Origin of the sequence: Haloglycomyces albus DSM 45210 (assembly GCF_000527155.1) — a bacterium.
Lineage (GTDB): Bacteria > Actinomycetota > Actinomycetes > Mycobacteriales > Micromonosporaceae > Haloglycomyces > Haloglycomyces albus.
On record NZ_AZUQ01000001.1, the window covers coordinates 1443744 to 1467336 of the forward strand.

Annotated in this window: 16 protein-coding genes and 2 pseudogenes; 7 read left to right on the top strand and 11 right to left on the bottom strand. The window is 58.5% G+C overall.

The window, feature by feature from the left end; genetic code table 11:
* Positions 1-5: 5 nt before the first annotated feature.
* The 6 genes and pseudogenes from HALAL_RS0106790 to HALAL_RS0106815 form a co-directional block, all read right to left on the bottom strand.
* Positions 6-1148, bottom strand: coding sequence for a M23 family metallopeptidase (locus HALAL_RS0106790; RefSeq protein ID WP_025273278.1), 1143 nt, complete (start codon positions 1146-1148; stop codon positions 6-8).
* Positions 1145-1681, bottom strand: coding sequence for a hypothetical protein (locus HALAL_RS0106795; protein ID WP_025273279.1), 537 nt, complete (start codon positions 1679-1681; stop codon positions 1145-1147). Before HALAL_RS0106795 ends, HALAL_RS0106790 begins: the two co-directional genes overlap by 4 nt.
* Positions 1681-3915 (bottom strand): MFS transporter, encoded by a 2235-nt coding sequence (locus HALAL_RS16675; protein ID WP_156937645.1) that lies wholly within the window; start codon positions 3913-3915, stop codon positions 1681-1683. Before HALAL_RS16675 ends, HALAL_RS0106795 begins: the two co-directional genes overlap by 1 nt.
* A 698-nt stretch (positions 3916-4613) precedes the next feature.
* Positions 4614-7472, bottom strand: a pseudogene (locus HALAL_RS0106805) (ATP-binding protein); the annotation flags it as partial.
* A gap of 716 nt (positions 7473-8188) precedes the next feature.
* Positions 8189-8536, bottom strand: a pseudogene (locus HALAL_RS19285) (hypothetical protein); the annotation flags it as partial.
* A 187-nt stretch (positions 8537-8723) separates the two neighbouring features.
* Positions 8724-9032, bottom strand: a complete 309-nt coding sequence (locus tag HALAL_RS0106815) for a hypothetical protein (protein ID WP_025273283.1) — start codon at positions 9030-9032, stop codon at positions 8724-8726.
* Positions 9033-9697: 665 nt separating this feature from the next.
* Here HALAL_RS0106815 and HALAL_RS0106820 point away from each other — a divergent pair.
* Together HALAL_RS0106820 and HALAL_RS0106825 are read left to right on the top strand one after the other, a co-directional pair.
* Positions 9698-10204 (top strand): hypothetical protein, encoded by a 507-nt coding sequence (locus HALAL_RS0106820; protein WP_025273284.1) that lies wholly within the window; start codon positions 9698-9700, stop codon positions 10202-10204.
* A 23-nt stretch (positions 10205-10227) separates the two neighbouring features.
* Complete coding sequence (locus HALAL_RS0106825) at positions 10228-11580, top strand: hypothetical protein (protein ID WP_025273285.1); 1353 nt, start codon at positions 10228-10230, stop codon at positions 11578-11580.
* Positions 11581-11735: 155 nt separating this feature from the next.
* Here HALAL_RS0106825 and HALAL_RS0106830 read toward each other — a convergent pair whose 3' ends face one another.
* Positions 11736-13055, bottom strand: coding sequence for a S8 family serine peptidase (locus HALAL_RS0106830; RefSeq protein ID WP_025273286.1), 1320 nt, complete (start codon positions 13053-13055; stop codon positions 11736-11738).
* A 432-nt stretch (positions 13056-13487) separates the two neighbouring features.
* Here HALAL_RS0106830 and HALAL_RS0106835 point away from each other — a divergent pair, with 432 nt between their 5' ends.
* The 5 genes from HALAL_RS0106835 to HALAL_RS0106855 all read left to right on the top strand — a co-directional run bounded on the left by HALAL_RS0106835 (position 13488) and on the right by HALAL_RS0106855 (position 17875).
* Entirely contained in the window at positions 13488-13925 is a 438-nt protein-coding gene (locus HALAL_RS0106835) for a hypothetical protein (RefSeq protein ID WP_025273287.1), read from the top strand.
* Positions 13922-15802, top strand: a complete 1881-nt coding sequence (locus tag HALAL_RS0106840; protein WP_025273288.1) for an alpha/beta hydrolase — start codon at positions 13922-13924, stop codon at positions 15800-15802. The genes HALAL_RS0106835 and HALAL_RS0106840 overlap by 4 nt, the downstream gene beginning before the upstream one ends.
* A gap of 102 nt (positions 15803-15904) precedes the next feature.
* Positions 15905-16447 (top strand): hypothetical protein, encoded by a 543-nt coding sequence (locus HALAL_RS0106845; RefSeq protein ID WP_156937646.1) that lies wholly within the window; start codon positions 15905-15907, stop codon positions 16445-16447.
* Positions 16448-16696: 249 nt separating this feature from the next.
* A complete protein-coding gene (locus tag HALAL_RS0106850; protein ID WP_025273290.1) occupies positions 16697-17233 on the top strand; it encodes an SH3 domain-containing protein in 537 nt (178 codons plus the stop codon).
* A 126-nt stretch (positions 17234-17359) separates the two neighbouring features.
* Complete coding sequence (locus tag HALAL_RS0106855; RefSeq protein WP_025273291.1) at positions 17360-17875, top strand: hypothetical protein; 516 nt, start codon at positions 17360-17362, stop codon at positions 17873-17875.
* 241 nt (positions 17876-18116) lie between these two features.
* On the opposite strand, the gene HALAL_RS0106860 is transcribed toward HALAL_RS0106855, so the two are convergent.
* From HALAL_RS0106860 to HALAL_RS0106875, 4 genes are all read right to left on the bottom strand, one after another.
* Complete coding sequence (locus HALAL_RS0106860; protein ID WP_025273292.1) at positions 18117-18566, bottom strand: hypothetical protein; 450 nt, start codon at positions 18564-18566, stop codon at positions 18117-18119.
* Positions 18567-20000: 1434 nt separating this feature from the next.
* A complete protein-coding gene (locus tag HALAL_RS0106865; RefSeq protein WP_156937595.1) occupies positions 20001-20351 on the bottom strand; it encodes a hypothetical protein in 351 nt (116 codons plus the stop codon).
* A 681-nt stretch (positions 20352-21032) separates the two neighbouring features.
* Positions 21033-22463 carry an L-lactate permease gene (locus HALAL_RS0106870; RefSeq protein ID WP_025273293.1) on the bottom strand — a complete coding sequence of 477 codons (1431 nt, stop codon included), beginning with the start codon at positions 22461-22463 and terminating at the stop codon, positions 21033-21035.
* Positions 22464-23579, bottom strand: a complete 1116-nt coding sequence (locus tag HALAL_RS0106875) for an iron-containing redox enzyme family protein (protein WP_025273294.1) — start codon at positions 23577-23579, stop codon at positions 22464-22466.
* Positions 23580-23593 lie beyond the last annotated feature (14 nt).

Here is a 23593-nt window from a genome sequence, read left to right on the forward strand (position 1 = left end):
ATTCACTACCCCAGCTCGGCCCCGACCTGTTCCATAAACGGGATTGGATCAACTGCGCCTGACGCACTGCCGTCATCATTGACATGCACTTCATAGTGCAAGTGAGGTCCAGACGAGTTACCGGACGAGCCAACGATCCCGATCTGTTCCCCTGCCTTGACGTATTGTCCAGGCTTAACGTACGGCTCTTCTTTCATGTGGCAATAGCGCGTAATGTATCCGGCAGCGTGTTGTATATCGACATACCATCCGCAGCCTAGAATCGCGGGTGATCCGTCGACGTCGCAAGAGTATGGATCTCCGGCTCCTGTATAGGCATTACACAGCACTTTGATCACGCGACCGCTGGCTGCCGCGTAGATCGGTGTACCGGGATCGGCCATGATATCGACCCCGTGGTGGTCGGGCCGGGTCATCGTGCGGAAGCTCGAACTGACCGGTTCGCCGGGGACCGGGGATGTCCAGCCCAGTGCGGAAATATCACCTGGACCAGCGCATTCACCCAAATTGACCGATACACCGGAGACTCGTCCGCCACCGCCGGTCAGTACGTTGACGATCTCGCCTGCCTTGGTTTCGTGCTTGGCATATGCGCCTGGAAAGGCGGAACGCTGGACGGCCTGCGCCGCTTCCGTGAGTGGGAGCGCTTCCCATCCGTCGATCGTCTGCAGCTTTTCGTAGAACTTGGTCGAAGCATAGACCGGATCCATGATCTCTTCGGGCGTTCCCCATCCAGTGCTGGGTCGCTGTTGAAAAAGTCCGAGTGAGTCGTGGTCGTTGTCGTCTCCGAGGTGCCCGAGGTTGGTAATACGCGATTCCTGCATCGCGGTGGCCACGGCTACGACCCAGCCGCGTGCCGGTATATCCATTTCCTGTCCTACCGACACGATGATGGCGGCATTCTGAACCTGTTCGGATGAATAAGGTGGGACTGGCGGAAACTCGTCGTCGGGATCGACCTCGACGTCGTTGCCACAACCGGCCCAGTAAGCCTCGTAGTTATTACCGTCGTCGTCATCGCCACTAAATACTTGGACAAAGGTGAAGACGACCCCAATACAACACACCGCGACCACGGAGACGAGCCCGATCAGTAGGCGCTTCCACCTTCGAACGGGCTTGTCGAAACGTTGAGCTCCCAACGTCATGCCGGAGTCCAATCGAGTTCGACGATTACCGGACTCTTCCCGTACGCCTCTTCATCCTCCGAGACGGTGAGGTGAATTGTTCCCTCTCCAAGCTCCACATCCACTTGATCCTCATTGATAATCGGATCCCCTTGCACGTCGTCGGCGGGAACCGCCTCGAGGTCAACGGTTTCCAACGACTCGTGAATGTACTCGGTGAGAAACGGTTCCAATTCCTGGAGCCAGACGTCCTGGCGCTTACCTTCGACGTCCAAATAGGCCTCTACGAACTCCATGGCGAAATCGACCGCCTCCGGAGACAGTTCTGGATCGGTGGTCTCTTCGAATACGACGTCGCCGTCGTCCATCGGTTCGTTAGGGGCGGATTCGTTCGATTGCTCGGCGTCCGAACCGGTCACCTGATCATCGTGGCGCATGGGCCCGGAGACGCGTTGCTCGACGAAGACCAGTACGAGGCCCACCGCCAGCAGAATCATGATCACTATGCCGAAGCGGCTGAACGCCAGTTTCCCCAGCCATCTCATGACCATCATCAACGACCACCCCCTGGACGGTAAACATCGCCACCGAACGACTGAACCGGTTGCTGTCCCGGAGCGTAACCGCCGTGTGCCTCCTGGCGTGGAGTTGAGGCTTGATCGGAGACCGAACCGGTGTCCGGGCGAGTTTCGGGGCGGCGTTGCGCCTGTTCGCGACGCATCTGACTGATGTTGGTATTCGTGTCCTGAATGCTTTGCGTTTGCTTACGGGCATTGGAGTCACGTTCGTTGTTCGAGTCATTGCGCGCGAGCAGGGAATCGGTGGCCGATTGGCTGCCCTGCATGGAAGCGAGCCTTCGGAACGGTCGCAAGAGCATCCACGCTGATACCCCGACCAATCCGATCAGGACGATCTGCAGCCAAGAGGGCAAATTGGCTCCCAAGATCAGGGATGCGGCGTATAGATACACCACGGCGGCCACCGCAAAGACCATCACGTTGATGATCGAAGCAAGCACGATGTTCACCAGCCGTTTGAACGGACCGCCTGCAGGTCTGAGCAAGGCGACCGTACCGATGATCGGCAAGGCGATGATCGCGAAGCGAACCACCATGAATCCCAGGATGATCAACAGCGAAGACGTCAAGTCGAAGAGGGAGAAGAACAACGCGGTAACGAGTGCCAGCAAGGCGGTGCCGGCGCGCTCCCATGCACGCTCACCGACCAAAGCGGCGTGCGCTTCGGGGTCTTCGCGTTCGATTTGAGCGGCTAGGTTGCGCCAGGTCTTTTGTTTCTCCTCGAAGATCTCCGCTCGGTTAGCGGGGTCTTCCTCAGCGCGCTCGTTCTCGTTCCACGTCAATGCCTGCGCCCAGTACAGTGCGGGACCGTATTTGTAGGCGGTGTTGGCATCGGTGACAACCGGGTTGCCGTCTTCGTCCTCGTCGTCGGTGGGGGTGAATTCAGTTCCTTGACCGAGCATGGCACGCAGCCAGTTTTCGTAGAGGACTTTGTCCACGACCATGTCGGAAGCCTTGACCGCACCGCCACGAGTGTCGATGCAGTCATCCGGGTTGTACTCTTTGATCTCTTCGTACTCGTCTTGGTCGGCACCCGGGGCCTCGATACACCCTTCCGCGCCTTCGTCGGGGAGCATGTTGGTGGAGACGTTCAGTCCCATGGTCAGCCCCTTGTCGGCCCAACCGGACGCCTGCGTCGGCCACTGTGCGACCGCGATGACGAGCACCATGATCAGCGCCGCCCACGACGCGGTCGTGACCGCGTTGCTCATCTCCGCCTGACGCGAGCGCCACAGCAGGTACAGCCCCACGATGGCGAGCGTGATGGCTCCGAATACGGAGAACACGCGGGTGTAGACGGCGTTGGTTCCGGTTTCGAGGAATTCGTCTGACCAGCTCCACATGGTTCCGGGCTCCCAGGCGTATTGCCGCATGGAGTTGGAGGCTCCGGTGGTGGCGGTGGCGAGGTTGAACTGTAGGTTGGCGACGGCGTTGGCGGAGTCGGCTCCGTTGGGGAGGCTGAGGGCGTCGACGCAGGATCCGGCGACGCTGGGTGCCTTGGAGCCGTACATCGGTAGTTGGTAACCGGCGTACCCGTAGGAGGTGTACATGCCGATGCCTTCGTCTTTGTCACTGTCGAGGGTGGGTTCGGCGAACCATCCGGCCATGCCGCTGTCGGGGCTGGAGGGGGTGGGTTCTTCGGCGCATTCGACTTCGGGGGCGTCGGGTAGGTTGTCGATGCAGTTAAACCATTCGTTGTGCCATTCCCAGTCGGTACAGGAGTTGGTTTGTTGTGGGGTGACGTCGGATCCGTCTTCGTCGCCGGGGCTTTCCTCTTCCTGTGGGGTTGGTTCGTCGTCTTCGTTCGGGTCGGTGGTTCCGTCGTCGCCGTCGTTGGGCGGTGGGGTTTCTTCTTCGTCGTCGTTTTGCTGCTGTTGTTGCTGTAGATAAGGGTTTTCTGAGTCGTTCCAGCCTTCTCCGTCTTGTCCTGTGTCATTTATAGGACTAAACTGATATGTGCGGCCCTGTTTGCTCGTATCTGAATAGCGAGGCTGAGTGTTTTCGGGCAACGTGTTTTCAGGGGGGAGTACGAGCGAGGACTCAGGGCCGTCCATTATGTCTTGGGTGAAGCTGACATAGCGGGTCTCTTGTGGACTGGCGCTTGTGGATTCATCGGAAAAAGTAAAAGCCTTAGCAGCCGCTAGAGGTACGAACACCAGAAGAACCAATAGCAAGGCCGCCAAGGCAAATGACGGCCAGGTTGGTCGCATTCCCCCCGGAAAGGATTCTTCATAGCGCTTAAACCCTTGACCAACCCGGCTGGGTACCATCTTGGCACAATTTGAAGTGACGCCGCAATCAACACGCCGGGATTCGTCTACGTACGTCGTGCCGCGTGTTGTCCGTCCACGGCGTGCTTTAGCCGGTTGTTGCCGGGAAAAGGCCTGCTTAAGCACTGGAAGAACCCGTTTCATGCGCGATTTCCTCCCGAGCTCGGATTGGAATTGTGTCCAGTTTCACCCTTTTTGGGGTTAAATGAGGTATTCTCGGGAGATCGCGTGGGGCGCATGCTGTTCTGCTTGGTGCGCGGTGGCAGCCCCATCTCAATAGATCTGTCCACAGTAGCCCCATCGCTCTTCTGTGACGGTGGCTCACGACGGACCTCCGAACTGTCCTCAATGGCCCCATCAGAGTCCTCCGACTCGGATTCGCTCCCCTCGCGGTCGGAGGAACGCCGTAGATCGGCCCGATCCCGTCGGCGCAGCTCGGCATCCAACTCGGCGTCGGCTTCCTTCTCGAGCTCCTCCAAGACGTTCGTCCCGTCATAGCCGGGCGTGGAATCGGGATTCGGAGAGTCGCCGCCCTGAGTTTGCTCCTCGCGCTCCCGAGCGGCGGCATCGGAACGCACTCGCCCATCGGCGGCACGCTGCGGTCCATCGTCGCGCCCCTTGCCGTTCTTCTGGTTCCGACTTCCCGGAGTGGTGTCGAGGTAGTCGAGAAGCCCACGCACCCAACTGAAATCAGCCCGGATGCGCTGCACTCGCCCGTCTACGTCCCGCATCAGAAACTCACGATACGGCAAGCGACTGGATTTGTCAGCATCAATGGAACTGAGCGACGCCAAGACGTCCTCGTAGCCCACACCGGTCGGAACCCGCAACATCCGCAGGGCATCGGCCGCCACCTCGGCGTCTTCGGCGATACGACCGACGAACACGTTCGACACGAGGTTCTGGACGTCCAGACTCAAAATGTCATTGGGGTTCTGACTCGCCACCAAGGCCGACAGGTTCCACTTACGCGAATCCCGCGCCAGACGCACCAAGAACGAACGCCCCGAACGCCAACCCTCCATGAAGTGAGCCTCGTCCAGCCCCACGAGCTTTCGGCGATTGATATCGGTCCCGTACGCCCGCCGCACGGCCAAACGGTGCGCGGTGTGCAGCATCGGCAGGGCCAACGCCTCTTCGGCGCTCCAGTATTCGCGTTCGATGCCGAGATCAGGCAGACGCAGACCCGACATGGTGATCACCGTCAGAGCGGTGTCGTCGTCCAAAGCCCCCTCGGCGGGATTGCCGAAGAACAGCTTCGCCAACGGCATCTCGGCGGTGTCCAACAACAACGCCGCCAACTCGGCACCGTCGTCGCGGCGCTCGCCCTCGGCGTCTTGCAAGCATTCCACAATGTCTTCCAGCGCGCTGTCCTCCTCCGCCGGAACGTAGCGCGCCGCGTGACGCAACAGCCGCGCCGTGGACGCCTCCCGCGCCACCTGCGGCGGCAGCAGCATGGAACAGATGTCCTGCACCAACATGCGGCGCTCACTCCGAGCCCCCGAAACGGCGATCTCGTACTCCCGGTCGCCCTCGGCGGTGTCGGGATAGTGATCGCGGTTCGGGCTGGGAATCAACGCGTACGGGGCCAACGTCCCGTACTCCGAACCCGTCAGGTTCAACACCCGGCTGTAGGGCTTCATCTCCGGCATCTCGCACAGCTCCGCCAAGGGACCCGACGGATCGAGCAGCGTCACCTGCACCCCACGCCGTGCGGCGAGATAGCCCAACGCGCCCATCATGGTCGACTTACCACCACCGGGTTCGGCCACGAACACGCTCAGGCCCGACTTCTCCCGCACCTCCGTAGCGAAATGCAGGTCAAGAAACACCGGTCGGCGGCTCGTGCCACTGGTATTACCGATCAGATCCCCACGATGATCACCGATCGCACTGCCCGCCTGCGGAAGACCCGCCGCGAAGAGCTTCACCGGCATCCGACGTACATAACCCGTCGACGCCAACGGCTCCCCCGGGATGAACTCCCGAGCCAGCCAATCCTGATTCTTCGGATGCTGCACGCTAATGCGCATGTCGCGCTGATAGGTCTGAATCAACGTCCGCGCGCGCTCCAGGCACTCCTCCTTCGTGGGAGCCGAAACGGCGATGCGGTGCCAACCGTGCGCACGGGCCGCCTCAATAGGCAGTCCCGTGGTCATCTCGTCTCCCACCACGAGCGCCCGCTCAGCCAGACGCTGCAACTCCGGAGGCGCATCGAGAGCATGCTCGTCATAGTCGTGCTGCTGGGAGCGAATCAGACGCAGGCGGTGGTCGAGATCCTTGAACGCCTCGCCCGCCCCGAGAATGTCGACCCGGCTACTGATCTCCAACGGCCAAGGACAGCGCTCGTGGAAATGCAGCCACGGCTCATGCCGCTGCGGAATCTCCAGCTCCTCCATACGACCGACCGTGACGATGGCGGTGTGAGTCTCTTCGCCGGTGAGGCGATTGACCAGCTTGACCGACGAGCCGTACGGAGAACGGTAGCGTTCGATCTGCTCGGTCAGCGCCAGAGTATCGCCGATCTCCCAATCGGAGCCGAGCCCGGACAGGTGCGCCGGAGGCTCCATACCCAACGCCACCGAACGGTAGATCAACCACTCGATCTGCTGCGTGGACGCACGACGGGCACGCACCCCGAACGACCCCAGGATCTCGTCGAACTGCTGGCAGCGTTTCTCGACGCGCTCGCGTTCGCCCAAGGTGCTGCTGCGTCCGAACATACGCGACAGCTTGTCGCCCCACTGTTCGAAAAGACTACGGCGAGCAAAGGTAATACCGAGGTAGGTCTCGCCTTCCGAATGGCTCAACGAATGCAGATGCTGTTGGGCGGCGACCAGGTGATCGCCCCAGGACGTTCCGCCCGGCACGCCCGGCAGTGGCGTCGGCGTGTTCTCATCGACCGTGCGCGCCCAGTCGGCGGCCGGGAACGGGCGGGTGGTGCGGCGCAGATGCAGGCGCATCCCCGCCAAAGACGCGTACTGTTCAGCGATGGCGGTGATGAGCGCTTCGCGTTCCAAATCGGGGCGGAACGACCAACGCACCCCCGGAATCACATACCATGCCGTCACCGTTTGCGGAGTGAACACCACGTGCCCCGAGATCTCGGTCAGAGACAGCTCACGGTTCGGCGGTCGCTCGGAATCACGCTCGATCGGACGCGTGGCACGACGCGGCTTGGGTTGCTTTTCCTTGTCCTTTCGCTTGCGTTGCGACTTCGTCGCATCGTCGGTCTGCTCGACGGGAACCAGATCCGACGACGGATCGGCGGCGGGCGGCGGGACGGCCGACGCCTCCGTTTGGCTCACATGCGGCGGACGCGGCTGTGCGTTCACTTGGTTATCGGTGACCGCTCGCAAGCGCTCTTCCACATCCGGGGGAAGCCCCCGATTCGCCTGTGGATAATTCACAATGTGCCCTGGGGAAAAATGCCCGTCCTGTGGATAACCGCCACTGGCCGAAGCCGAGTTATCCACAGGATGTGGCGGAGTCGGAGCCCAATTCGCATCAGCTCCACTTCCGGCACGTCTGTCTGAAACCCCGTTATTAACGCTGGTAGAAGCCGTGGGATCGCTCGGCGGCGGGGTGGTGTGACCAGACTGGGCGGGCATGCCCGAATTGTCCGCTGAGTTATCCACAGGGTGAGATACGACCTGTGGATAACTTGGCTGAGTCTGTGGATAACTTTTGCCATCCTGTGGATAACCCTGTGGAGAACTCGATCGACCCGAGTCCCTATCCCCACGTGTAACCCCACGATTCTGTGATCGTTCAGGCACTGACTGTGATGTTTGTTTCGCGGCTTCAGGGGGCGGCTGCTCGGCCCGAAACACCGCATCCACCAACGCCGTCGTATCGTCCAACTGATCCAAGGCCTTCGGCTGGCGGGCGCGTTCGCGCTCGCGAACCTTGGCGGGAGGGCGGGGAGCCGAGAACTTGGCGACCGGCGCGGCGGTACCCGGATCGCCGGAGCGGTCAGCCCTTTCGGAGTCGGCGGATGCCGAGCCGTGGCCGGCGGCAGGACTCTGGTCGTCACTCATCGGGCACTCCCATTAGGTTGACTGACAATATTTCTTCCCCGAAGATCACGTTGCGTACGCACATGCGCCCGGTTGGCCATGGGCGACGCCTGGAGCGGATGTCGCCGCCGACGTTGTCGTTGCCTATGCGCTTCCAGGTGTTCGGCGGCCACGGACGGTTCCACCACCAAGGGCCGCAGTCGTACCTTGCGGGCGGTGAACGAGGGCAGGGGAGTCGTTTCGGCGGCGTCGCGGGAGCGTCGCCAGTCGGTCAGGGCGGTGCGAATGACCGCACGGGCAGGGCGGTCGGAGTCGACGAACTTGAAGATCACCGAGGTGGCAACGAGGGAGAGGGCGATCTCGATGGACGGGAACAGGTCGACCGTGCCGGTGATCAGCCAGCGCAGAAGCATCAAGGTGGCCAGAAGCAGCGCGAAGACCCCGTACTGGGCGTACGGGAGATGGAACGGGAGGGTGTATCCCGGCGGCCCGAGGTAGAGCAGTCGGGCGCGATAAATGTCGTCATCGGTGCGCAGCTTCATCGCGGGGGTGGTTCCTCCATTCTGGATGTCGGTCACGTTATCGGCGAATGTCGGGCATTGTGGAGAGGTTGGTCCGCGTTTTCCTGGGCGGGCGACACGCGAGGCGATCAGCCGCCCCGAGTGGCCCCCGAATGCTTAATGACAATCATTTCCATACCGTAACCGGCTTCGAGGGTCGCGGTACGGCCTACTCGCCGGATTCATCGCCGCCTTCGGTGAACATGACATCCACAAGAGACCCACCGAAGGCGATCAACAACCCGGCACCCGCAATGAAGGCAATGCCGAGGATCGCGATCGTGGAGGACGTAAGGACTCGGCTGACCTCACCTTTATTGGCGCGGGCGATGAAGATGATTCCCAGGATGGCAAGAAGGATCGGGGCGATCTTGGACAGGAAGAAGCCGATGATGCCGCTGGTATCGAGTTCGGCTTCTTCTCCGTCTTGTGCTAGCAGCTGGGCTTCGGTAGCCGCGAGCCACAGGGTCTCTTTCATCTGGCAGGTCCTGTTCCATGACATTGCTAGAGGAATACTTATGGGCACTCGCAATAGCGAAGAATGTTCAATTATGCTTTGTTTCCAAGTGCGGTTGACACCTTACTAACATCATAAGGCTCCCTCACTCGATAAGTCACCATCGTTGCCGACTAAAGCTGTGACACTGTCGCGTCTCGTAGTCACCTCGCTTGAAATTGTAGGCGTGTCGGCAATCCGACAACCGCCTGTCTCACAAGGCAAGAGAATGCCGTTCATATTACCGAGCGACGGGTGCTGTACTCGTCACAACACCATGGTATAGCGAAATGTCAATGGGCAAAAGTAGGCGTTGGGCGGGAGTGCTGTCCTCCTGGTAAGGACCTCGACCTCGGTTCCCTGCGTATGTGAGTGGTCGATGGTTCAGGGTGCGACAATCACGGTTTGGGGCTGGGAGGTAGCGGCGTGATGAGGCGACATTGTTTGGGGTGCGTTGCGAATTAGGGCTCAGCTATGTGGATTCAGCGACCGAAGACGTTTAGATTGATTGTCTAATGCTGGGGCACAAAGGGTTCTTTCGTGTCCCCGGCGTATGTGGTTTGCAGGAGTATGCAACCATGTAGTAACAAATAGTTCGTCAACGTGTACGTTATAGAGCCAAGTCCAAGTGCCCCCTAGGATTTGATATGACCGATCACCCCGAAGATTACGACCCCAATTTTGACGAGGGAGTCACCCTGCCGGGTGGGCTGACCATTGTTCCGTCCCGGACCTCCAAAGGAGTCGCGTTCTACCAAAACGGCGAGCGCATCATCCACTTTGATGAGGATGCCCTCGACGAATTCGCCTTGCGTTTCGACAGCTCGCTTACCGAGTTTCTCGAAATCATCTCCAAGATGGATTCGGGTAATTCTTATGAGGGTCCAAAGTTCGACTCCAACGGAAACGGCTATGTCGAAACAATGGTTCGACACCGTGGCGACGATCCCGCCTTCGGCGACTTCGATGATGCGATTGACGTCCGTAATTCGATCCACAACAACGTTTACCAGCCACGTTCGGCACAACTAAAGCAGATCAGCCAGGCGGGTGGCGAGACCATATCGCAGGCGGAGACGGCTCGCGATCGGTATATCGACGCCGACGACAGTGCTAACGCCAAGCTCAAGAGCGTTATGGACGAATTCGATTAACACTCTGGGAAGGAGCTGCTCCGATGTCTGGTGAAGATCGTGGATTTGACCATTATCGTTACAACTTCACCCATGAAGAGTTGTGGGAACAGTTCGCCACCTCCGACCCTGACTCGCTTGCCTTTGCGGGTGACTTTTACGCCCATAAAGGTGAAGGTCTTGAAGCGTTGGCAAACGAATCCAAACACCACACCGATAATCTCATGGACTTCTGGACGGGACCGGCAGCCGACCGGTTCGCGGCCAAGGTTTATGAGCTGAAGGATTACCTGGAAGAACAAGGCCTCGATCTTAAACTTATAGGTCGACGACAGTTTGCCGAGTCTCGTAAGGCTCTGGAGCAAGCGTGGGATCAGGTTAAGCAGGAAGGCGACTACGGTGAGTTTGGGTTGAATCCGGCCTACAACCTGACGTTTGACGAGTGGTGCGAATACCATCATGGGGAGAATTTCCTTTCCAAGGACGGTTTCAAGCAGTCCAAGGAAAAGGCACGCTATGAGGCGTATAAAGCCGAACGTTTCGACCAGTTCGCTCAGGTCGTCGCTGATCTAGCCGATACTTATGCTCAATCACGCGAACAATTCGATAATTTGCCACCTCCGCCGCCTCCTCCGGGGCTGAACGACGATGGAAATTTGTCGCCGCAGGGGTCGGGGGTGACCGCTTCGCGTCAACCGATCACCGAATCGACACCAGACCAAACACCGCATACTTCTGAGGGGTATGGTACTCCTGATGATAGTGTGTCTCAAAGTAATCCGCTCCCGTGGGATGAGGATGACGGTGATGAGTTTGTAGCCTGGGAGCCGGATAGTTACGACGATCTGGACACCGGCCCGGGAGCCGGGCTTGCCTCCAACCGTGCCCCTGTGCCACAACAAGGATTGTTCGGTAACACCATCACCCCACATGCGCCAACCGGATCGGTAGGGGCCACTCTTCCGACCGGGACCGATACCCCCACGGCGAATACTGCGGCCACTCAACCGGCTGGTAACGGCTCGTCTAACAGCCGCTCCGGCCCCGGCGGAACAACACGCACCACCGGAGGTATACCAGGAAATCAAAGCACCCCCTCCGGTCGAACACAACCACCTGGTGGAATGGGGCGCACGCCTACCACCGGAGGCGGTAAGACACTCTCCCCGGACACTTCGGAGGATAAGGACCCGCGGTCACGTCGAGGACGCCCGAAACCGTTCAACCGTCTTCCCCGAGACACTAGTGCCACGACAACGGCTGGCAGCACAACGGCCACTCACGACAGCGACGACGGCTCCGAAGCAACCGATAACCGGAGAAAACGCCGCCTACAACTGTTTGAAGACCACTTTGACTTCAACGTCTACCTCAACCCTGAGGAATACGACGACTAAACACCAACCAACACCAATACGACACGATGTCACCAGCGCTGGCTCGAGCAGTGGGAACGGAGTCGAAATAACCAAACGATGCTGGCCCCACCACAGCGCGGCTAGGTGGCGTCCACTCACCCCGGCTGACGCCCTTCGAGCCAACAGAGTAGTGGCTACTGGGGTCTCTGAGCCTCACCGGTTCTAACAGGGCTAGAACCGGGACGGTTGCGGTGTTGCCGGCGCACCAACACCACCGTAACGATCACCCCGCCAAGTACCACCAAACCGGCAGCGCCCACCAACAACGCCAATGACTGGCTACCGGCCGACTCAGATCCACCAGTAGAGTCCACATCGTCAGAACCTGAATCCGACTCCGGAGTAGCTTCATTGTCGGGCTCAGGAGCATCGACTAGGGGGCTGTCCGCCAACGCCTCAGCCGCATATTCCTCACTGGCCCCTTGCTCCCCCAAAGGATAGCCCAACGGGTTGGACTCCATGCCACTAATATCACTCTCAATAGCAGCCTGAACATCAACAATGCCAAAACCCAGCTCTTCGGAGCGCTTACTATCGGCACCGGATGCGGTGTCTATCAAACGTTGAATAATATCGTTTCCCGTCAGGCTCGGATCCGACGATTTCACCAATGCCGCAGCACCTGCTACAGCAGGCGTTGCGAGAGAAGTACCCTCGCAGTCTTCGTATAGATCCTCCGCAGTGACTTCCGGGGCCCAGTCTGAACGTTCCTCAAACGATTGAGATGTCAGGCAAGTGCGGGCCGCCGCCGGTGCCGCAAGATCCACTTCCGGGCCCGTGGTGGAATACTGCCAGGGCTCGCTGTTGCGGTTGGAACCGCTGACGGTGACCACTCCCGGAGCGGCAGCAGGTTCGGGGACTGCCATGCCGGGGTCGTTTCCAGCGGCAGCGACCACTACGACGCCCTGGTCCATTGCGTATTGCAGGGCTTTACGTTCCCGTTCTTCCGGTCCTCCCGATAGGCCCGATGCCACCGCTATAACGTCGGCTCCTTCTTCCACTGCGTAATACAGTGCATCTCGAAACGAGCGCGAGTTTCGATTACCCGGCATCCCCAACAACGCATCTGAAGGGGTCCATACCGCTATGGGGAGAACGGTTACCTCAGGAGCTACAGCAAACAGAGCTCCCACCAAAAACGTTCCGTGATCGGCGGCACGCGTTCGCGCGGTGTAGTCCGGTGCGACGGCATCGATGCCGTCGCGGATGTCCTTGTTTTCAAAGAGTGGGTGCTGACCTAGTCCGTCGTCGATGACGGCGACCGTCGTGTCGGCACCTTTGGTGGTATTCCAGGCTTTGTCGGCGTTGATTTGGTCGACTACCCACCGGTTGCCGTCTTCGAATGGTGCTGTTTGCGCTGTTCCTTGACTGGACCACGCCATCAACATGACTAGTGTCAGCAGGGCAACCATGAGTCGAACCGCTCGGTTCGCTGTGCCAGGCGAATCGTTCATTTCTGGGTGTCCTTACACAACGTTCTGCATGGGGGACTGGTAAACACAACCATAGCGAATCGTCACTATCCGCAATCGTGCACGGTCGGTGTGAGGTCACGGCCAGGATCCCTGGGTGGGCTACAGGCATTGTGAACTGCGGTTCCGGAAGTAATCTCCGCGTTGAATTCCTAGCTGGTTCTCACGACGGCGATTGATGTACCCCAAACAGGCGGTGAGAGGGGAAGTGCGTCAGCTGAAGCGATCCCATGTACTGAAGGACAACAATAATCATTCATATTCGCAGGATAATTCATTGACAGGTGCCAGTTTTAATGGACTGTAGCAACCCGATATCGAAGGGTTGCAACGATCTTGTAGCGTAGCTATATGCCGAGATATTCAATTGTATCCCCCTTTATTTAGATTGTTATCAGAGGAGGCAAAGGACCGATGGGAAAAGTGTTCAAACTCGATCCTGAAGTCGCCGAGTCAACGTCATCGAATATCCGGGAGACCGTAGACGAGATGGAGGCGAGGTCCACCAGACTGGTGGCCGATGTCGCCTCCGAGATGACTGACCTTCCCAACGACCAATACTCTTTTCGTGACGGACTCGTGTCGGCATTGCATTTTTGGCAGAAACGGAGCAATGACTCCGGGGACCTATTGAATGATGCATGCGATTACATCGACACCCATGTAGAGCTGGCCCAACAAGCCGACGCCGACGCTGCGTCGGGCCTCATTGAAATCACCGATTCGATCGATCCGAACAACTTCACCTCAGACGACTACCGTGACGTTACGGGCGAAGAGCCCACCGGTTCGTCCAGCGGTGACGCTGTGGGCGGCGATCGCGTCGGTGAGAACGGGATGATGATTCAATGAGCGACATCAGTTGGGAGGGGTTCCTTGAAACCGACTTTGTGACGATGTTCGACAACATCGGCGGGATCCTGAAAGGTGCTGCAGCTGCGGCGGAAGAGATCGAGGACGAGGTCATCAAAGACCACGACATCCTGAAGGATGACGATAGTGAGGATTTCGCCGGTGATAACGCCGATGAGGTGCGCGCCTATGTGCGCCGGGTCGTTCAGGGGCATCTGGACGACGCCGAAGTCGTGCAGGCGATGATGAAGCTGGTGAACAAGGCGGCGGATGACTTCACCGACAAGCAAAAAGAGCTTCAGGATCTGATCGATCATGCGGACGTGGAAGGCCTGTATCCGACCGGAGGCACCGGGGAGGAGAGGTTCCAATTTAGAGAATCTGCCCTGGAACGTGACTCCGACGATGGTAATGGGTCGTCGATTCCGCTGCCGCTCAAGAATTTGGGAGCGATCCGTAGTGGCCTGTCATTCGAGTTCGCAGTGCTTATGGGCGAGGTGCGGACTCTTGACGATGAGTTGAGGGCGGATTTCAAAGCCCTCGACGATGATGTCTCGGACCTTCCGCCGTCGATTTCTGAGCCGGACTACACCAGCAAAAACCAGGAGTACCTGCAATCTGAGCTGGATGATCTTCTCAGCGAGGTGGAAGACGGCGACGCTTCACCCGCTGATGTGAACGACTGGTGGAAATCCATGACCGATAGCGACCAAGAATGGTTGGTTCAAAACCAACCGGAGGAGGTCGGTTCGCTGGATGGGGTCCCCACCGCTGACCGCGATACCGCAAATCGACGTTACATGGACCAGTGGCTGACGGATTTCAACCGAGACTATCCCAACATCGACGAGCGTATTGAGTATCTGGAAGAACAATTGCAGGAGATGGAGGACGACGGGAGCGCCTATAGCGATGCGACAAACTTCGCTGGAGGACTGCCGACTGCTCCTGAATATCAACCACTGGCTAATGAACTCGGCGAGTTGAAGGAAATGACTGAACGCAGGGATAACGTGGAATCTCTTAAGGATAGAATTGACGGCCCTGCGGGCACAGGGCAGGACTTCTATCTCCTCGGGCTTGACCCCGCTAACGACGGAAGAGCGATCGTGTCAGTCGGCAATCCGGACACCGCCGATTTCCGCGCAACCTACGTTCCTGGTACCGATTCAGACCTTGGAAACTTTGATACGTCCCTTGACCGCTCGGAGCGAATGTCACGTGATGCGAGCGACGTATCTGAGGGCGAAACTGCAGTCATTACGTGGATGGATTATGACGCTCCTGACGGAGTAGTCAACGCCGCGTCCAAGAGCTATGCGGAGGATGCCGCTCCGGCGTTGTCGTCATACTCTGCAGGTTTGGAAGCGACCAATGAGAGTAACGGGCATACCACGATGATTGGACATTCATATGGAACTACGGTAGTTGGTCATACTGCGGTGGAGGATAGTCTGGATACCGACAAGATCGTGGGAGTCGCCAGCCCTGGTATGGATTCCAAGCATGCCTCCGAACTTGGAGTTGGTGAAGAAAACGTCTTTACCACCACCGCAGAGGGCGACGCAATTCGGCTGACCACTGACGTCTATTCAGAAATCGGTGAAGCATTCGGGTTCGAAGCTCCTCCTGATGACTCGGACGGAGACAAATACAGAGCTAAGCACGGTGGCGTGAATCCGGTTCATGATGGCTACGGTGCAACCGAGTTCGCGAGCGATCCAATGGATTCCGATGGAAATAAGATTGATCCGGGATTTTTCACGCCAGTCAATAGCGAAGGGCGTGCCATTCATAGTGGTTACTGGGCGGAAGACAATGCTGCTCGAGACAATTTGGCATGGATAATCACAAACCAACCTGAGAAAGTGGCATAAAACAAGATGGTCACGTTTCATCATGCTCGGAGCCGTCGTCGGCACCAGCGCTTCATTTGTGCCACTGTCATTGTGGCAATTTTTCTTACCTTGGGGGCTTGCATGGATCCTAGCAAGAACGGAAGTAATAATTTGCCGGATCGGGACGTTGATCAGTCTACTGCCTGGGAACGAATGGAAGAGATTATGGCGGATTCAGTTTCCCAACTGCCAGATTTTCCAGGTTTCAAGCATCGGATGTTGTTCTACGGCGCATGCGATCAGAACGATGGAACTCTTTCAGAGGACTACGTCGGAATGGAGTTGGTATATCGCTTTGATGAATCTGCATCAGAAAGCGATCTTATTACGACAACCTACCACGAGGTATTGAAAGAATACTGGAACGATAAGGGTTTCGAGATTACCCGAGAATCAGAGTACGGCGACGGAAGCGACCGCACCATGGTTTCGAAACGACCAGATAAATTCACCTATGTATATAAGACGCGTCGGCTCGCCACTCTGACTATTACCTCGGGATGTGTCAAACGAGTAGACGACTGGAAATCCGAGTGCATACCTCCTCTCGGTGGCGTAAAGCCTGAGGATGACTACGCCTCCAAACACTGTATTGCTCCAGAAGATGGAACCGTTGAGTTATAGCAGCGGGCTGCGAGGGACGTGACATTCATAGTGGTTATTGGGGCGATGGCAACAAAGCACGTGAGAACCTTGCACTCATAATTACTGATCAGACAGGTGACGTTGCGACTCAATTGGAAGACAATGCAGAGTGACTCGAAACCAGTGAGCAAACGTAGTCTTCTCAAACTGTCTGCCATCGCAGTGGCAGCGTTCGTATTTATTCTGGGAGCATGCACAAACCCGACGCGTACTGAGGGTGAGAATAGGGTGAAGCGTGATATTGACGAGGCGAGCGCCTGGGAAGAACTGGAGAGATTGGCAGCGGAGATCGTCGAGGAACTGCCTGATTTTCCCGGTTTCGAAGTACGGACACTCGGCACCCTCGCCTGTGAACGCAGTGATGGACTCACCTCACAGGAATACGTTGTCATGGAGTTGTCCTACGAATTCAACAAGGCGGATTCGCGGAGTGAGCTTGTGCGTGAAACCTACCGATCAGTGCTAAAAGATTACTGGAACAAGCACGACATCGAGATTACTCGCGAAGACGATTTTCGCACCAATGACATCTACACTTTGGTTGCTAAGCATCCTGATGGATTCACTTACATTTACCGTGCATGGGGCACTTCATCGTTGCGAGTTACCTCAGGTTGCATCAAGAAGGTTGACGATTGGGATCCCGAATGTATCCCGCCTTTGGGTGGAGTCCAACCCGAAAATGACCGTATTACCACCGGTTGCCGTAACAAGGATCAGCCAGAGTCGTTGCCATCGCATTCACAAAACGAGACCGTTGACTGATGACAAGAGTTTCGTAGGTGGTTGAGTCTCATGGTAATAAGGTCAGTGAATAGTTCCGGCAAGTGCCCAATTGGCGGACCGGGTTTCGTAGCTGTGGTAATCACCGTATTTATGCTTGGTGGTTGTATGACGGACCCTTCGACTACTCCTGAGAGCCAAGGGCCGTACCATGATTTTGATCAGAGCGAGGCCTGGCAGCACTTGGAAAATGCGCTGGAAGAGACCTTTGTGTTGCTTCCTGATCTGCCTGAATCGTTTGAGTTCCGGTCATTGCTCATCTTCTCGGATTGCCGAAATGAAAATCATGTTCAATATAGGCTTGACTATGAATTTAAGCTGGAAGATTCACAGAAGAAGAAGGTTCGGCGTGAGTACTTCGACATTTTGCGGGATAAATGGGATGCCGCCGGTTTCGAGGTGCATGGCATCGAAGACCCCTCTGCTGACCCTGATGAAAAACGAAATATTCAAGGTCTTCGCAAGGACGATTTGGTGAATGTGTGGTTTCAAGTCTGGGGCAAAGTAGGCTTCACGGCGCAGACGCGGTGTATTGAGAAGGTGGACGACTGGAACCCATCCTGCCCAGAGCCGTTGCATCCGGTCGAACGCGATCCTGCATATAGCCGCTATTGCAAGGACTAGCCGTTTTTACGCTACGGGCACCAATAAAATTAGTGTGGGTTGATGAAATTACGTGCTTGCGACGCCGTGTAGGGGTCCTGTCGGGGCTGCCCACCTATCTGAGCCCCGACAGGACCGGGGTTCTCTCTCCCGCAGCGCCGGTTACCGGGCGAGAGAACCGGGAGTAAAGATCATGAACCGCAACGCGACGCACATTGGCGGACGTGTTGTTTCGGCGCGGGTTCGTTGGTTGGTGACGGGATCATTTGGGTCGCCACTTGTTGTGGCGTTGTCCGGGTAGACGGTGTCCTTTCGGTTGTGTCCGGTCGGGGTCGAGGTGTGGTGTCACCGTTTGGTGGAGTGTGTGGGCGAGTCGGTGGATCCATCCGGCGTCGGTGATGGTGTGTTGGAAGAGTCGGTCGTCGTAGAGCACGATGGTGGGTGTGAGTGGGTTGGTGCAGTTGGCCAACACGTCCGGAGGTCGGTACTCGACAATCACACTGTCGTCGTGCAGCTTGTCCGACAGGCTCTGAAAGTCACCGCTGCCCACGCCTGGCTCGTCTTCAGAGTTGGGATTGGTGTGGTTGGTGGTGAGGAACAGGAATACGTTGGAAGAGGCTACGTCGAGTCGTCCGTGGAATCGGTAGGACTCGTGGGTGATGGTGCCGAGGTTGAACGTCCCGATGGGGAGATAACGAACCGACATAAGCATTCACCGCCTCCGCCTGTGTCTGCGCTCTTACTTCTGTTTTCGTTCGTGTTGTTGCTGGCGGTCGGGTGTGTGTCTGTTGGTGTCTGTGTCGTGGTTGTGCTGGCATCGTCGCTTGTGGTTGTCTCTGTGTTGGTGTGTGTATTGGTGTTGGCGGGTTGGCGGTGTTTGGTTCGTGGTTGTCGTGTCGCGGTGGTGTTGTGGTTTGTCGGTGGCAGACCGCTTCGACTGCTTGGATGAGGCGGTCGGTGAGCGCGACCGATTCACGGCTGCCGTGTGGCACGAGGTGTTGTTGGGCGGGTCTGTCGGTCCAGGTGGGCGGGTGGCAGGCTTGGGCGTCCCACTGAATCGCACCCAACACCGTTGGCGTCCTGTCGGGGCCAATGGCAAGGAGGGTGGCTGATCTGAATGAGGCTTGCCGCACCTCGATGCGGTAGTCCCACCAATCGATCGTGGTCAACACCGGCCCATGAGTGGACTCGCTGCTCTCTACGTCCGTTGTTTCCGGTGGTGTCTCCGGGCTCGTCCAGGGGCGTTGCACCGGGATCTCTTGACGCTCATACACGGACGGCCGGGACGATGCCGAGCTTGACCCGGGTGTTCGCACGTGGGTATACGGGCGAGACAACGCAGTTCTGCGGTAGGTGGGCCACTGGTAGGTGGAGCGTTGTCTGCTCAATGGTTGGCTGGTGGGCCGGTGGTGGGTTTTGTGTTTTGTCTGGTGGGCGGGGCGCTGGTAGGCACTGCTGTAGTAGGTGACAGGTTGACTGACCGTGTTCCACCGCTCCAACCCCCGCGACGGGTGCGGCGACTTGGTAAGGTGGGAGGCTGCTCGTTTCGCTACCGTATGCCGCCCTTGCGATGAGCGGACCGTTGCTTGTCGGTCTCTCCTGTCGTGGCTGATGAGGGCAGCGTCGGTGGCATGGCGAGCCTCGGGACGGTAGTTGCCGACCGGCAGTGTGAGGGTATGTCCTTCGGCTGATTCACGATTGGCCGTGTCCGTCTCGGTCGCGCGGTGACGTCCTGAACTGTTGCCGTGCGAGTACTGTGACCACGGGTCTTGGTCGGGCCGGTTATGCTGGTGACCAATGTGGTTCTGGTGCGTGGTTGACCATCTGGTGCTGTCGGGCTCGACCGAATCGTTCTGTTGCGGTGTACGGTGATCGCCTCTCCCGTTCAACGGAACATGGTGACGGTGGGATTCACGACGATGCGATGTGTGTGAATCGAAACCAGGACAATAGGTGTTTGTTCTGGTGGTAGTGACACGTGGCCAACGACTGGTGCTTGTGGTGTCTTTCTGGGATGTTGTGGCGACGGCGGTGATGCCTGAACGCTTATCCCGGACTCGGTCGTGGACCAAGATCATTGGTACCGCCACTAGGTAGGCGATGAGAATGACCTCGTAGAGGGCGAACAGGTTGTGAGAGTCGATGTTCATTGCACCGCCTCCACATCACGACCGACCGACGGGTTCGGACTGGCATCTCGACCAGCTGGTGAGGTCGGTTCCCTGTCGTGGTCGGAGGATTCGGCCGGTGTCGTCGGTTCGATGTCTGGACAGACGCGAACCTGGTTGGTCTGTGCGGTAGCGGCGAGGCGCATGAACCAGGATTGGATTTCGTCAAGAATCGTCCAGTTGTTATGTGGACGGAGGCGAGTTCCGGACGTGTGGACGAGCGCGGCCAGTTTGCCGTCCACGGTGACCCATAGGGTTTGTCGTCCGAAGTGTTGAACAATGTCGACGCGGGAGCCTTCCCACGTCACAGTGCCTATCAGTTGAGGCATGTCGGTGATCTCCATTCTCCCCGGGGATCGGGGGATAGGTGAGAAACAAAGAGGCAGTCGAATTGAGCCGGCTCCACCAATCACCGCGTTTCCAGTCGAACCCCGCATTTCAACGACCTTTCCCGAAGCGAGTCCAGAAACACGATGAGTTCGCTAGGGCCCGCTTTGTGGGCATGACGGGATAGCCGCGTGTCCCTTCGAAGCGGCCACAACCGTCCGTTTTTGGACACACGTGGATTGGGAATTAGCTGGTATAAACGGTGATTGCGGTGAATATGCCGGTCAGGCGGCGGGTTAGTAGTAACTGACGCGCCCGGTGACACCGGCTCGTGACTGGAATTGAACGTGCGAATGCACTACCATGTGTGAGAACACGAGACCTCCTTTCGAGGTTTTGTAGTTGGGGGCGACTCGCCAGTCCGAAGTTGGTAGCTTGAAGCTGGCGAGTCGCTATCGTCGGCAAACTGGATGTCTGTCGAAGATCCTGGGCGACCATCGGGATCACCCAGCGATCGTTAGTGTCGCGTATTGCTAACGCAAAGTCAACAATCACAAACGCGTGTCGCGCAAACAAAAACCCGAGCCAGGTGTCAAATACCCGACCCGGGATCCCTGCGTTCGTTCGCAACGACCGTCGTATCCGACCTTTGTATCCATAGGGGCCGTTGCGAACAGCGTTGCTTAGCCGACGGTCCAGAGGGCGAACGCTCCTCCCGTCAACGCGAGGTAAACGCCGACGGTCACGGCGAGACTGTAGCGAATCAGCATGGTGTCTTCGCCCTTCTTACCGTCCCCCGCGATGGCGAGCGTCAGCAGAACGATCGGCATGGAGGCGAAGACCGTATGCCCGGCGGCGGAATTCTGCACGGCGGCGAACAGGAGCGGTTGACCGAGCTCCCCGCCGACGGAACTTTGCAGCGGCATCATCAAGGCGTTTCCGCCGACACCCGATCCGGTGAGATAGCCCGATGCCATTCCGAGCAGTACCGAAACGAACAGAAAACCCGTCACCGTCGTGACCGGTTGGGCCTCGCCGATCGTCTTCACCATCGAGCTGTACACCATCAACTGCGCCATGAACGTGAACCCCGCCAGCGCGGTAATCGGCTTCCACGCGCGTTTCCCCGCCTGGCGAGCCAAGGTCCGGTCCGGAGTCCCTCGAGCCAAAATCAGCACCGTTATCAACAGAGCCAGCCCTGGAGAGGCGAGAAGATTGAACGACACGTCGCCCGAGTCGATGGTCAAGGTGTCATGCGGGATGCCGAGGGACGGCAGGATACGGAGGAACGCCACGAGACCGAACATGATCGCGTAGGGCCGGACCGCGCTCCACGGTGGCAGTTGCAGCCGCCGTCGCCCGGAGAACAGGACCAGGCCGATCAACGTGGTGGAGACACCCGCACCGACACCCGCCAGTTCGACGACGCCGAAAGCGTTGATGCCCAACAGGGACGCCGAAAACACCGCACCCAGGAGCGCCCCCGAAGCGAGCGCCCCGATCCGCTTGCCCTTGGCCGCGACCATGACCGCCGTGAGGGCCCCGAACAAGGGGAACACTCCGGCGCTCACGACGGCCGTGGCCAGCGAGAGCTCGGTCGTGGGACGCCCGGCCAGCGATGAACCGATGATGGTCGCCAAGCCCAAAGTCCCCCACGGCATGATGTTCATACCCAGCAGTGACTGTTTGACGGCCGTCGATCGGTCGGTCATGGCCAACAAAAGCGGGACGGTCACCAGCAGAGAGACGCCGAAGCCGGTGAGCGACTCCAGTGCCGGAGCCACCGCCACGACGACGAGCGCCGATTTATGCGGCGGCGACATGGGAAGACCCTGAGTCCAGTCGATGAGCTGTTGATCAACGTGCCGCTGCGCCAGTTGCTGATTGAGGTAGAGCCCCGGGACGATGACCACTGCGGCGCTCAAGGTGATGATCCCGGCACCGGCCACCGCGTTTCCCCAGCCGTCCAACCCGGTCGCGAAGGTGGGAACGGCGACGATCAGGAGGGCGGTGAACGCCATCCCCAGCAAGGACGCCAGGTGTGCGGGTCGACGCAACACGGCCGTCAGTAGCAGAACGATGAGGAGGGGTGAAACCGCAGCCAGGGTCGTCATTTAGAGGGAGCTCTCCTTGCTTGAGCGAAAGTGGTCCAACCACTGATCATATTGCCTTTTACCCGCCTCGGCCGCAAGATGAGCGCCTTGTAGAACCTGTTTGATCTCGCCCGCCGTCATGCGGGGGCGTTGGAACCGCACTCCGTCCGCCAGCTCGTCGGCGTGGCGGGGGTCGACGGCGACGTGTGCGGCAAAGTAGACGCGACGGTCGGCGTCGTCGATTCCGAAGCGGTCCATGGCCGTCAGGATGTTTTTGAAGTGCGGGGCGACCCAGCTTTCGAACACCAGGAAACAGCCGTAAGCCTGCTGCGTGTAGGCGGGACGGGACAGCAGCATCGCATTGGTGTTGGAGGTGATCTTGGCGAACCACGGGTGTCCCTGCCGATAGTCGTAGAAGCCGTCCCAGCCGTTGTCGCTCGACTCGATGAGTCGCCGGAGCCAGAAGGTATGGAAGTTCTCCAAACGCCCCCGTCCGCACTCGTCCCAGAGGTTGGCGGCGACGACCGCCTTCTGACTGCCTTGCAGGCCGACGGTCAGGAGCGCGACCTCGTCGTCGACGATCTCATTGCGGATCGTCTCTCCCCGAAGGAACATTTCCAGGTGCTCCTGCGGGGCCTCGGTCGCCAGATAGTCGAACAAGGGATGGTCGACGCCCGGGTTGGTCTCGGCGAGATGTTCGAGGTGATCGGCGGCGTCCTCCTGCGTGTCGATCTCCGGTACGTCGGGAAACGGAAGCCATCGGCCGATATACTCGCGTTCCAAGCACACCTTGGCGGTGTGCATATGGACCTCGAGGTCGTCGTCGACCTCCGTGTGGGCGGGGCTGTCGCGGTAGCCGAAGAGGTTCGGGTAGATCTCGCCGAGCGTTTCATGGAGAAAGCGGCCGTGTTCGCGCTCGTCGCCCCGCAGACCGGCGAGGATGCTCTCACGCTCGTCATTGTCGGCGTGGAGGAACGCCTTCACTTCGTCGTCCCATCCGGTAAAGGTCGGTACGGGAGGAAAATAGTTTCCGTAGAGCCGTTCGACCTGCTCGGCCGACGGACTGGACAGCCGGTTCCCGAGCATCGATTTGGCCTGTTGTGCTGCCCCTTGGTCAAGTACACCGTCAGTTGTCATACTGTTCGTCTCCT